General features: G+C 34.8%; 12 protein-coding genes and 1 pseudogene. 4 read left to right on the top strand and 9 right to left on the bottom strand.

Going from position 1 to position 12718, the window contains the following annotated elements; translation table 11 throughout:
* The first annotated feature begins 151 nt into the window (after positions 1-151).
* The gene (gene arsB, locus H529_RS10795; RefSeq protein WP_022856161.1) at positions 152-1234 is read left to right on the top strand and encodes an ACR3 family arsenite efflux transporter; all 1083 of its coding nucleotides are present in this window, start codon (positions 152-154) and stop codon (positions 1232-1234) included.
* 71 nt (positions 1235-1305) lie between these two features.
* On the opposite strand, the gene H529_RS0108955 is transcribed toward arsB, so the two are convergent.
* The 5 genes from H529_RS0108955 to H529_RS0108935 all read right to left on the bottom strand — a co-directional run bounded on the left by H529_RS0108955 (position 1306) and on the right by H529_RS0108935 (position 6913).
* Positions 1306-2049 carry a GltB/FmdC/FwdC-like GXGXG domain-containing protein gene (locus tag H529_RS0108955; RefSeq protein WP_022856160.1) on the bottom strand — a complete coding sequence of 248 codons (744 nt, stop codon included), beginning with the start codon at positions 2047-2049 and terminating at the stop codon, positions 1306-1308.
* 25 nt (positions 2050-2074) lie between these two features.
* A complete protein-coding gene (locus H529_RS0108950; RefSeq protein WP_022856159.1) occupies positions 2075-3190 on the bottom strand; it encodes a class II glutamine amidotransferase in 1116 nt (371 codons plus the stop codon).
* Between the two features lie 20 nt (positions 3191-3210).
* On the bottom strand, positions 3211-4734 hold the full coding sequence (locus H529_RS0108945; protein ID WP_022856158.1) for a glutamate synthase-related protein: 1524 nt from the start codon (positions 4732-4734) through the stop codon (positions 3211-3213).
* Positions 4735-4853: 119 nt separating this feature from the next.
* Positions 4854-5576, bottom strand: coding sequence for an AAA-type ATPase lid domain-containing protein (locus H529_RS0108940; protein ID WP_022856157.1), 723 nt, complete (start codon positions 5574-5576; stop codon positions 4854-4856).
* Positions 5577-5578: 2 nt separating this feature from the next.
* Positions 5579-6913, bottom strand: coding sequence for a glutamine synthetase family protein (locus H529_RS0108935; RefSeq protein WP_022856156.1), 1335 nt, complete (start codon positions 6911-6913; stop codon positions 5579-5581).
* 259 nt (positions 6914-7172) lie between these two features.
* Between H529_RS0108935 and H529_RS0108930 the strand changes: the two genes are divergently transcribed.
* On the top strand, positions 7173-8705 hold the full coding sequence (locus H529_RS0108930; RefSeq protein ID WP_022856155.1) for a sigma-54 interaction domain-containing protein: 1533 nt from the start codon (positions 7173-7175) through the stop codon (positions 8703-8705).
* A 9-nt stretch (positions 8706-8714) separates the two neighbouring features.
* On the opposite strand, the gene H529_RS10790 is transcribed toward H529_RS0108930, so the two are convergent.
* The 4 genes from H529_RS10790 to H529_RS0108910 form a co-directional block, all read right to left on the bottom strand.
* Positions 8715-9407 carry a type 1 glutamine amidotransferase gene (locus tag H529_RS10790; protein ID WP_022856154.1) on the bottom strand — a complete coding sequence of 231 codons (693 nt, stop codon included), beginning with the start codon at positions 9405-9407 and terminating at the stop codon, positions 8715-8717.
* Between the two features lie 8 nt (positions 9408-9415).
* Complete coding sequence (locus H529_RS0108920) at positions 9416-9754, bottom strand: P-II family nitrogen regulator (RefSeq protein ID WP_022856153.1); 339 nt, start codon at positions 9752-9754, stop codon at positions 9416-9418.
* Positions 9755-9785: 31 nt separating this feature from the next.
* Positions 9786-11045, bottom strand: a complete 1260-nt coding sequence (locus tag H529_RS0108915) for an ammonium transporter (protein ID WP_422821912.1) — start codon at positions 11043-11045, stop codon at positions 9786-9788.
* A gap of 82 nt (positions 11046-11127) precedes the next feature.
* Entirely contained in the window at positions 11128-11961 is an 834-nt protein-coding gene (locus H529_RS0108910) for a TorF family putative porin (protein ID WP_022856151.1), read from the bottom strand.
* A 334-nt stretch (positions 11962-12295) separates the two neighbouring features.
* On the opposite strand from H529_RS0108910, the gene H529_RS11740 reads away from it, so the two are divergent.
* Positions 12296-12511 carry a hypothetical protein gene (locus H529_RS11740; RefSeq protein WP_022856150.1) on the top strand — a complete coding sequence of 72 codons (216 nt, stop codon included), beginning with the start codon at positions 12296-12298 and terminating at the stop codon, positions 12509-12511.
* A gap of 53 nt (positions 12512-12564) precedes the next feature.
* Positions 12565-12718, top strand: a pseudogene (locus tag H529_RS12210) (sulfite exporter TauE/SafE family protein); the annotation flags it as partial.

The raw sequence follows: 12718 nt of genomic DNA, 5'->3' as shown, positions 1-12718 counted from the left end.
TGCTTGGAAACTATCTTATGAGAAAAAGGTTAACTGCTCCTCAGGTTAAAAAAGTTATAGGAATAGTATTGTATATCATCGCAGTTAAGATGCTTTGGGATTTATTGTTTAAGTAAAACCTTACATAAAAATAGCTTTTGGAGGATAAAGTATGAGTTCCAGAAAAAAATTGGGTATTTTAGAACGATTTCTTACTTTATGGATCTTTTTAGCTATGATTTTAGGAATAGGGTTAGGTTATATATATCCAGAAATAGCTTATACCATCAGTTCATTAAGCATTGGAACGACCTCTCTTCCGATAGCTATAGGACTTATCCTTATGATGTATCCTCCTCTTGCTAAGGTTAAATACGAGGAAATGGGGAAAGTTTTTAAGAATAAAAAACTTCTTGTTCTTTCTTTGATCCAAAACTGGATTGTTGGGCCTATCGTTATGTGGATACTTGCTGTTTTGTTGCTTCACGATTATCCTGGTTATATGATAGGAGTGATTTTGGTAGGGCTTGCAAGATGTATAGCTATGGTAATAGTTTGGAATGAGTTGGCAGAAGGAGATAGAGAACTTGCTGTAGGATTAGTAGCTTTTAATGCTATATTTCAAATTCTTTTTTATGCTGCATATATTTATTTTTTTATAACAGTTGGACTTAAATGGTTAGGGTTTGGTATGATAGAAGCGGAGGTTTCAATTCCAGAGGCAGCAAAAACTGTTTTTATTTATTTAGGGATTCCTTTCATAGCAGGAATTCTTACTCGTTATGTTAGCTTTGTTTTAAAAGGAAGAGAATGGTTTGAAAAAGTGTTGGCACCTAAAATAAGTTATCTAACCCCGATTGCTTTGTTATTCACCATAGTTGTGATGTTTTCTTTAAAAGGGCAGTATATAGTTGAACTACCTTTACATGTTATAAGGGTGGCTATTCCCCTTTGTATTTATTTTCTCTTTATGTGGTTTGTAACTTTTTTAATGGCTTTTAAACTAAAGGTCGGTTATCCTAAAGCAACTGCTGTTGCTTTTACTGCAGCAAGTAACGACTTTGAACTTGCGATTGCGGTGGCAGTAGCCATATGGGGGATAGGGAGTGAACAAGCTTTTGCTACCGTTATAGGACCTTTATTAGAAGTTCCGATCTTAATTAGTTTAGTTAACGTAGCCTTATTCTTAAAAAGAAAAATATATAAAGAGTTAGAAACAAAAATTAGCCTTATTGTTAAGAATAAAAATACTTAGAAACTTAAAAACAAAAGTTAAAATTTTATAAATAATTTTTTATAAACCTTGCTATAACAAGTTTTATAGTTTTAGTAGGCATAAAGATTACCATAAGGCCTATGTGAAACAGGGGTTATTTTTGAAAACCTATCGTTTATTATAGATTCTAAGTTTTCATCCATGTCGGCACAATATTCTGTTAAAATTGTTTTAAGATATGTTAGATCCTCTTCGTTTATAGGAGAAATTTTAAGATTTTTCCCAAGAAAAAACGGGTCTAATTCACCTCTTATGTAGATAACTCCTCCATGCATTCCTGTACCCAGGAATTTTCCGGTTATAGGTTTTTCTGGATGTTGAGAGAGTAAGCCTAATACGATGATAGTTCCTCCTGCCATGTATTCACCCAAAAAATCTCCAGTTTTTCCACCTATTATGATTACAGGGTGTTTATCTTGATAGGCTTTCATGTGAATTCCTACACGATAACCAACATCTCCTTTGATGAAAATTTTTCCTCCTCTCATACTATAGCCTATAACATCTCCTGCCATACCATATACAACAATTTTACCTTCTTCCATGGTATTACCACAGGCATCTTGAACGTTACCATAAACGTATATTTCAGGTCCACTCATAAAACAACCTAAATCAAGTCCCGGGACACCCAAAATTTTAGCCTTGATTTTTTGTTTTATACCTGCAAACAAATATCTATGGCCATTTACTCCATGTAGTTCAAATTCTGTTTCTCCTTCTAATATTTTTTCACGTAAATATTGATTAACTTTGGTATAACTCCAATTTTCCACGTTTAAAATAACGCTCATTCAGGACTTCCTCCTACTTTAAGTTTTAGGCATAACTTTTTTGATTAGGGATAGTACCCATTGGCATTTCTATGATTACAGGTTCTCCAGCCTTAGGATACCATATTAACTCTGGATTAGGGCAGATAGTTCTTATGGCAGCTTCTTCGCTTGCTAAGTAATAAAAGTCTTCAAATTTAGCTACTACTAAAGGTCTAAGTTTAACTCTATCTGTTAGTCCTACTATTCCACCATTATATGCAAAAATAATAGCAAAAGGTCCATTTAACAGAGCCCCTCCATAAACTATCCTTAAAGCTTCGAGTAAATTTTTTTCCTCTTCCTCTAATCGTTCTATCTCCATCCAAAAAGGTGGTGCTAAAGCAGTGCATGCTAACTTGATAGGCTGTTTATGTCTTCTTATAAGCAAATCTAAAAGATAGGTTACTACCTCAGTATCGGTAAGCAAAGTACATTTATATCCAAACAGTTCTAAGTATCTTTTGTTTGTCCCATAGCTTGAGATTTCCCCGTTATGAACGATTGACCAGTCAAGAAGACTGAATGGGTGTGCCCCTCCCCACCAACCAGGAGTGTTTGTGGGAAAACGATTATGAGCTGTCCATATGTAGGCTTGATATTCATCTATTTTGAAAAATTCTGCTATTTCTTCAGGAAACCCTACACCTTTGAAAACACCCATATTCTTACCAGAAGAAAGTATATACACACCATTCAGGTTAGCGTTGATATACATTACCATTTCTATTAATTTGTTTTCCTCTTCTTCTGTTGGAAGTTGTTCTTCCAGTTCAAGTTTAACAAAGTATCTTTTAAAAATAGGAGGATTTTTTATAGTTTTTACTTTTCTAGTAGGAATAGGTTCATGATATATAGCTTTGACTTGTTGAAAAAGAAACCTTTCAAATCTTTCTAAAGAATTTTTATCTTCAGCCATTACATGTAGGGCGTAAAATTCTTTAAAATCAGGATAGATACCATAACCAGCAAACCCTGCTCCAAGACCATTTCCTCTTTCTTCTTGGCAGGTTATAGATTTTATTATTAGGTCTCCTGGAATTAAACTACCTTTAACATTTATTATCCCAGACACCCCACAACCAGAGATATCCTTATTATCTTTAAAAATAAATTCCCACATTCCTAAACCCCTTTCTTCTTTTATTCTCCTGCATGTTTTACTTCAAGGATTTCCATTTCTTCTTTAGTTAACCCTATAGCCCTCAATTTGTCTCGATTGCTTCTTAAACTTTCTATCGAATTTAATCCCATAGCTCCAAGCATTTCTTTGATTTCGCTTCTCCATGCATTCATAAGGTTATATACCTTCTCGTAGACTACTTCTGGTGGAAGCCTTTTGATAAGCTCAGGATTATTGGTAGCTATACCCCAAGGACATTTTCCTGTATAACATCTTTGACAGAGGGTACATCCTACAGCAATCAGAAGAGGGGTTCCTATTGCTACCACGTCTGCACCTAACGCGATGGCTTTCACCACATCAGCACTACAACGAATACCTCCAGAGGCGATTAATGTGGTTTTATGTCTGATTCCTTCTTCTCTTAATCGTTTATCTACAGCGGAAATAGCAAGTTCTATAGGAATTCCTACATATTGCCTAAACATAGTTGGAGCAGCACCGGTACCTCCTCTTATCCCATCTATAACTACCGCATCGGCTCCAGCCCTTACTATCCCAGAAGCTATAGCCGCGATGTTGTTCACCGCAGCTACCTTTACAAACACTGGCTTCTTATACTCAGTAGCCTCTTTTAAGGCATATATAAGGCCTCTCAAATCCTCTATTGAATAAATATCATGATGTGGGGCTGGGGATAGAGCATCAGTCCCTAAAGGTATCATCCTGGTTTTAGATATTTCTTCGTTAACCTTTTCTCCCGGAAGATGTCCCCCTATACCAGGTTTGGCTCCCTGACCTATTTTTATTTCAATGGCTACTCCAGCATTAAGATAATCTACATTTACCCCAAACCTTCCAGAAGCACACTGGACTATTGTATGGTCTTTGTATTCATACAAAGAAGAATGCAACCCCCCTTCACCGGTGTTGTAAAGAATTCCTAACTCCTTAGCTGCACGCGCCAACCCTTGATGAATATGAAGACTTATAGCTCCGTAAGACATACCAGCAAATATTATAGGCATTTCTAACTTTATTAAAGGAGGTAAAGCTTTTTTTAGCTTATATCCTGTTTCTGTTTTTTCTACCTCTAATTTTTCGGGTTTTGACCCTATGTAGGTACGAAGTTCCATAGGTTCTCTTAAAGGGTCTATAGGTGGGTTGGTAACCTGACATGCATCGATGACAAGATGGTCAAAATATATCTTTAAAGGTAAATCACATCCAGTAGAAGAGAGTAAAACACCACCTTTATCTGCCTGCTTGTATATGTTTTTTATAAAATAAGGATTCCATAGATGATGTTCTCTAAATTGAGAAGGATGTCTTTTAATTATGATAGCATTAGTTGGACACATAGCTTCACATCTATGACATCCCACACATTTACTATGGTCTTCTTTGAGAATTTTCTTTTTTTCATCCCAGGTATGCACCTCATAGGTGCACTCTTTGATACAGATTTTACATTTTATACATTTATTTTCTAAGCGTTCTACATAAAAATCTGGATAAAAACTAGAAAAGTTAATCGGCTTCATTTTTCACCCTTTTATAAAAACTTTTTAAAGCTTCAAAAATATGATCAAAAAGCATACCCAATTTTTAGCGCTTTATAACGCCATATCTTAAACCTAAATCTACATATATATACAATTTTTTACAATTTTGTTAATTTTTGTTGAAAGTTAAGACCTAAAAAACCAAAAATGTCTCTTGGATATATTTTTTTATTTTTAAAAATTACCAGTCTTTCTACTAAATTTTGGATTTCTAATATGTTATCAGGCCAAGGATATTCTTTTAATATTTCTATAGTTGAAGGATGAAAGGAAATTTTTTTGTTGTATATACGGTTAAATTTATTTAAAAAATGAGATAAAAGAACAGGAATATCATCTTTTCTTTCTCTTAAAGGTAGAACCTGAAAGATATAAAAGTAAGTTTTAATTGTGTCTGACTGAATTTCTGAAGTAGAAGATGAGGCTATGATTTTTATTTGAGAGTTATATAAAATAAATTTAAGTAAATTCCTTAAAAGTTCTTCTGGAAAGGCCTCTAAGTGTTTTAAAAATATAGTTCCATTTTGATTTTGCAGAAGATAAAACTCTTTAAGTATTTCTTCTTTATGAGAACATTCTAAACAGTCTAAATAAAAGAAAGGATGGCTTTTATTTACTGAATGGTGGACTAATTTAGCTATAGAAGATTTTCCAACTCCTCTTTCTCCCCACAAAAGAAGGGGAATTTTAGAAGCATACAGTTTTTCCAGTTTACCCAATATCGTATTCAAATAAGGAAGGTCGATAAATTCCTTAAGAACAACTTTAACAGGTTTAATTTTTAAAAGCCCCCGAGAAAGGGGCTTTTTAAAATCATTCATCTTTAAAGGACTGGCAGGTATTTTTCTATTTCGTATTCAAAAACCCTTATTCTGTAATCATCCCATTCTAATTTTTTGTTTGTGATAAGCTGATTATAGATGTGTTCACCTAAAACCTCCCTTAACACCGTACCTTTTTCTGCCTCCTCTATGGCCTCATACAAGCTTCCGGGCAACTCTTTTATACCTAACTTTTTTCTTTCTTCAGGAGTTAGATGGTATACATCGAGTTCTACAGGTTCTGGTAATGTGTATTTATTTTGAATTCCCTTTAATCCTGCCCAAAGCATGGCTGCAAACGCTAAATATGGATTACATCCTGGGTCAGGAGACCTAAGTTCAATCCTGGTAGCTTTCTCTTTTCCTGGTTTATACATAGGAACCCTAATTAAGGCAGACCTATTTCTTCTTGCCCAACAGATATAAACAGGGGCTTCATATCCAGGAACCAGTCTTTTATAAGAGTTTACCCATTGATTTAGCACCAAGGTGATTTCTTTAATATGATTAAGTATTCCGGCGGTATATTGTTTGGCAATATCAGAAAGATGATATGGGTCTTGGGGGTCAAAAAAGGCATTTTTATCTCCAATGAAAAGAGATTGGTGGGTATGCATACCGCTTCCGTTTACCCCAAATATAGGTTTAGGCATAAAAGTAGCATAAACTCCATATTTTTGAGCTATTTCTTTAACAGTAACCTTGTAAGTCATAACGATATCTGCCATGTCTAAAGCGTTGGCATACCTTAAGTCTATTTCGTGTTGAGAAGGAGCCACCTCATGATGAGAATACTCAACCCTAATCCCCATGGCTTCTAAAGCCAAAATGGTATCTCTTCTTAGGTCTTCAGCAGCATCTAAGGAATAATCAAAGTATCCCCCCTGATCCAAAATTTCAGGATTATTAGGTGATTTAAAGTAGAAAAACTCTAACTCAGGTCCTACAAAAAAATTTGTAAAACCCATTTCTTGCATTTTTTCTAACGCTTTCTTTAACACATACCTTGGGTCTCCTTTATAAGGACTACCATCTGGTTCATAGATATCGCAAAACATCCTTGCTACAGTTTTTTCTTTAGGTCTCCAAGGAAGAATGATAAAAGTCGTTGGGTCTGGAATAGCCACCATATCTGATTCATCAATCCTTGCAAACCCCTGGATAGAAGAACCGTCAAATCCCATCCCTTCCTCAAAGGCAACCTCTAATTCATCTACGTGGATGGTAAAACTTTTTAGTTGACCTAATACATCGGTAAACCAGAGCTTTACAAACATTACATCATGAGCTTTGATAAGTTCCATCACATCTTTTTTGTCTCTGGGTTTGTTTAGCATCTTTTACCTCCTCCATCAAGGTTGTTTCAAAATTTGAAGCAATTTGTATGCCTATTAAAGCCTGGATATACAGTTTAGATAAAAAGGTTCGATATAAACCAAAAAGTGCATTAAAGTAAATTTTTGTAAAATTGTGTAACTTATGGTTCAATCAAATCCTTATATAGAAAAGTTTTACATAGGTTTTTGGTAAACTTGATAAGTTTTTAAAGGTAGTTATAATTTTTTGTTGTAAAAACATAGTTTGGGAAAATGAAAAATGATATCAAAAAGTCAAAAAGAACGAGCTTACCAAGAACTTTTTACTCTGTTTAAAGTTAGTAAAGTTTTAAGCTCATCTTTAAACGTTTTAGAAAACCTAAAAAATGCTCTACAAATACTTGCAGAAGACCTATATTTAACAAGGGGTACAGTTACGCTTTTTGATTCAGCTGTTAATGAGCTAAAAATAGTTGTAGCCTATGGACTTACAGAAGAACAGATTAGAAGAGGACGTTACAAAATTGGAGAAGGTATTGTAGGTAAGGTTTTTGAATCAGGACAACCTATGATTGTACCAAACATAGGTGAAGAACCTATGTTTTTAAATAAAACAGGGGCCAGGGTTAAAAAAGACAAAATTTCTTTTTTATGTGTTCCCATCAAGTTAGGAGATGAAATCTTTGGGGTTTTATCGGTTGACAGGATATTTGATGTAAATACAGATTTTGCTGAAGACCTAAGGGTTTTAGAAATTTTAGCCACACTCTTTGCTCAGATAATAAAGATTTACAACTTACTCTATGAGGAGAAAAAGAAAAGAGAATTTTTTGAAAAAGAGGTAAAGAAAAAATATCAGTTTTACAATCTTGTATATTCTTCAGAACAGATGAGACAGATAATAAAGATATGTGAAAAAATCTCCTCTACCAAGGCTCCAGTTTTAATTCAGGGAGAAAGTGGTACCGGAAAAGAGTTAATAGCTAAAGCCATCCACTTTAACAGCGATAGAGCAGACAAACCTTTTATAGCCATAAATTGTGCGGCTATCCCAGAAAATTTATTAGAGGCAGAGCTTTTTGGTTATGAAAAAGGGGCTTTTACCGGAGCTTTTACCTCTAAGCCTGGAAAATTTGAGTTGGTTAACGGAGGGACTCTATTTTTAGATGAAATCGGAGACCTTCCTTTATCTCTTCAAGCTAAGTTGTTAAGGGTTTTACAGGAGCATACCTTTGAAAGATTAGGAGGAACTAAATCAATAAAGGTAGATTTTCGTTTGATTTCAGCAACCCATAAAAACTTGAAAGAGCTTATCAGCCAGGGTAAGTTTAGAGAGGATCTGTACTTTAGAATAAACGTAGTAAACATATACATACCTCCTTTAAGGGAAAGAAAAGAAGATATAGTGGTTTTAATCGAACATTTTTTAAATCAACTAAACCAAAAATATCAAAAATCAGTAAAAATTTCTAAAGAAGTTTTAAAAATTTTTTTAGAATATCCTTGGCCAGGTAATGTAAGAGAACTCGAGAATACTCTTGAAAGTATGGTAATACTCTCTGATGATGAATTGATTATTCCAGAACATCTACCTGAAGTTTTTAAATCTTGTCAAATAAGTCAACCTAAATCTGATGTTCAAGAAAGTTCCTTACAAGCTATCAACCTCAAACAACAAATAGAGGAAGAGGAGAAACAAAGGATCATCTCAGCACTTAAAGCTTGTAAGTTTAATCAAACCCAAGCAGCCAAACTTTTAGGGATGACAAGAAGACAGCTAAACTATCGTCTTCATAAGTATGGGATCATCTGACCAACCTTTTTAAAGGGTAAAGAATTTGTCATAAAATCTTTTTGCCCTTAAAGAGTATTCTCTATAGATTTCTTCTGATTCTCTAAGTATAAGATTCTTGAAAGGATGTTCATTAAACCATTGGGTAAGTATATCTTTGGTTACTTCTACATGAAATTGAAGGGCATAAACCTTTTGATCAAATTTAAAAGCTTGGTTTTCATAAAGAGTTGATCTTGCAAGATGGATAGCCCCTGAGGGGAGGTCAAAAGTATCTCCATGCCACTGGAATACTTTAAATTTCTTAGAAATTTGGCCTGTGGCAGGATGTGTAGCTAAAGAAAGCATCAAAGGATCTTCTAAACCTTTTGGAGTCAATTCAACCTCAAACCAACCGATTTCTTCTTCAGGTCCTTTAAAAACTTTAGCCCCGAGAACATGAGCTATCAACTGAGCTCCAAGACAGATCCCAAGGACTTTTAAGTTTTTATTGATTGCTTTTTCTATAATTTGAGCAACACCCCTTAAATAGGGGTATTGCTCCATTTCATATACTCCCATCGGCCCACCCATTACAATTAACCCGGTGTAATCTTCTAAACTGAAAGGTAGTTCTCCTTCTTGAGCTTCAAAGATTTTATAAGGGATCCGGTATTTTTTTAGATAGGTCTCTATACTTCCAGGCCCTTCTTCTTTTACATTTTTTATGATAGCTATCATCATCTTTTCCCTTAAATGGCTTTTTCTCCTTTTTCTTTGGTTCTGATCCTTATAGCTTCTTCTACAGGTATGATAAAGATTTTTCCATCTCCTACGGTCCCGGTATAAGCTTTTTCTAAAATGGTTTGCACTACCTTTTCTACCAAAGAATCAGGAACCACCAATTCTATTTTTATCTTTGGAACAAAGAGTATCTCTACTTCAGAACCTCTGTATAATTCTACATGTCCTTTTTGTCTTCCAAAACCTTGAACTTCTGTGATGGTCATACCTTGTATTCCAGCCATAACCAGGGCATCTTTTACCTCTTCGAGTTTAACTTGCTTTATTATAGCTTCTATTTTTTTCATCTTGCCCTCCTTTTAAGTTTTTAGTTAGTTATTAAAAATTATAAGCCTTTTCTCCATGTTGGGTAGAATCAAGTCCTGTAGTTTCCTCTTCATCTGAAACCCTAATTTTCATGAAAAGTCTGATGACCAGGAATATTATACCAGTCATAAGGGCAGTATAAACTATGGTAATTAATACTGCAAGGATCTGTATAAGAACTTGGTTAGGGTTTCCATAAAGTAATCCCTTCCCAAGTTCATTGATAGATGGGTCTGCAAAAACTCCAGTCAGAATAGCACCGATAATTCCTGCTACCCCATGAATTCCAAATACATCAAGAGCATCATCATATCCCAATTTTGATTTCATCGCTGTAACACTAAAAAATGATAGACCTCCTGCTAAGATTCCAATGACCATAGCCCCAAACACGTTAACAAATCCAGCTGCTGGAGTTATGGCTACCAAACCAGCTACTATCCCGGAGGCAATCCCAAGTAGGGTAGGTTTTTTAGTAATCATCCATTCTGTAACCATCCAGGCAAGGGCTGCTACAGCACAGGCGAGGTTTGTATTAAGAAATGCTTGGGCTGCAAGCCCATTTGAGGCTACAGCACTTCCTCCGTTAAATCCAAACCATCCAAACCATAAGATTCCACTACCTATCACCACTAAGGTTAAGTTGTTAGGGAGAAGATAATTCTTCTTTCTTTTCCCAAGGATTAAAGCTCCTACCAAAGCAGCTATCCCAGCGTTAACATGAACCACAGTTCCTCCTGCAAAATCAAGGGCTCCTAATTTAGAAAGAAATCCTCCTCCCCATACCCAATGAGCTACCGGTATATAAACAAGGCTCATCCATAAAACAGAAAAAATAATCCATGCTGAAAACTTTATTCTTTCTATATAAGCTCCACTTATCAAAGCAACTGTTATCCCGGCAAACGTAAGTTGATACATGCAAAAAAGTACCTCTGGTATCGTTCCTTGGAGAGAATCAATACTGATTCCTTTTAATAAGATTTTATCAAAATTTCCTATCATGCCTTTTATATCACCAGAAAAACTTAAACTATACCCATATATCACCCATAATAAACTTACGATGCAATAGGCAACAAAGCTCATGGCTATGGTGTTTAGTACATCCTTTTTTTTAGCAAGGCCTCCATAAAAAAGGGCAAGGCCAGGAATTGTCATAAACATAACTAAAGCTGAAGAAATAAGCATCCAGGCAGTGTCTCCTGTGTCAAGTTTTGGTTGAGATGTTTGATCAGCTAAAACATCTTTCGAATAGACTAAAACCATCATCCAAGAAAATGCTAAAAAATTTAAGATTTGCTCCATAAATTTTTTTGTCATTTCTACCCCTCCTATTTTTAGTGTTTGTTATTTAAAAATTTAAAGTAAAATTAACTCCTGCTAACCAAGTATTATCAAGATGTCCGTTAGGGTTATAAGACTTGCCTTCTACTTTTTTTTGGGCTTTGTTTGAAAGAGGGAACCAGTATTGAACCGTTGGTTGTATCATAAAGTTTTTAGTGAGTGGAATGCTAACTATCGCTTGTATTTTTCCATCATGAAACCCCGCATATTTTTTTCCTGTATAATCGTGGGTGTTTTTTTCATAAGTCCTCCAGTAGTTGCTATCCCCCTTGAAATAACCAAACCCAGCTGCTAAGTCAAGATTAATATTTTTATATAAGTTTTTAGTATAGGAAAGACTAAAATTAACATAAGTACCGGGATAGGTGGCGATATCTCTATAAATAGTTATCGTTGGTTTAATAAACATATCATAGCTTGCGCTTAAAAAAATCTCTTCGGTTTCTTCAGTATATTTAGTTCCATAATAGATATAGCCTCCGGTTAAAGAAAGTTTGTTTCTGTTATAGGTATAACTGACTGTTATGTCGTGCTCGTTAAAGCTTTTTTTGTTTGGTCTATCTGGATTAAAACTTTGGGTAGGATTTTCGTGGGTATCTAAATTGCCCCAATAATTAACCGAAAAACCACCGTAAGAAAGGGTAATAGAAGGCTGAATAACCAGACTATCCGAACTAAGTTCATAACCACGAAATACATACTGGTTAAAAACTCCTCCAGAAAGACTTCCTGTTATTTTTTTAGGTTGATCTGGATCTGCTGCTTTTATTTCTTGTACGTTAAACAATAAAGTTCCGATGGTTATAGCTAAGCCAATCTTTTTAAATTTTGAAAACATCATCTTTACACCTCCTTCATTTTTTCAGTTTTTAGTATTAGATAGTGCGAAAACCATGCCAATAAAAATTACATTTACAAATAAACAAAATCCAAGGATTTACTACAGAATAAACGACAAAAAATTACAAACATATACAAAATTATACAAATATTTTCAAAAGACCTTATTTTTATCGTAATTATTTGTAAGTAGTGTTTTATTAATTGTGTCTAAATTTTAAGGGGTGGGGGCTCTCGTCCTGGTAAAATGGTCTATAGGTTTATACATAATCCTTTTGATCATTAACATCTAAAAGCTTAAGCCCTAAGAGGTTTTCGAGGGCTTTTCAGGGGTGATGGTTTATAAAACAGCCCTGCCTATTTTAGTATTTGCTTCGGTGTTTTCTCCAGTTGGTGCTATCACAGCAGAACATCTTTCAAGAATCCTGCTTTTATGGCTTTTTGTTGGTTTTCTTATTTTTGCAGGATCTATGATGTTTTGGTATAAACCCAAAAAAGGGAGAAGCTTATTATTTATGGAGTTGCGGTTGGTGGACTGGCAGGGTATATAGACAGTTTTATCGTAATTTTTTATTCCTTTTCAGGATTTTTAGGGCATATTTCTGTGGGGAACATAGACCCTTATCTTCTTGTTTTATGCGCCATAGGTTCAATAGCTGGTGGATTGCTTGGAAACTATCTTATGAGAAAAAGGTTAACTGCTCCTCAGGTTAAAAAAGTTATAGGAATAGTATTGTATATCATCGCAGTTAAGATGC

It is taken from the genome of Thermodesulfobacterium thermophilum DSM 1276 (assembly GCF_000421605.1).
GTDB lineage: Bacteria > Desulfobacterota > Thermodesulfobacteria > Thermodesulfobacteriales > Thermodesulfobacteriaceae > Thermodesulfobacterium > Thermodesulfobacterium thermophilum.
Note: the sequence above shows the minus strand (reverse complement) of the source record. Positions and strands in the feature narration are given on the sequence as shown.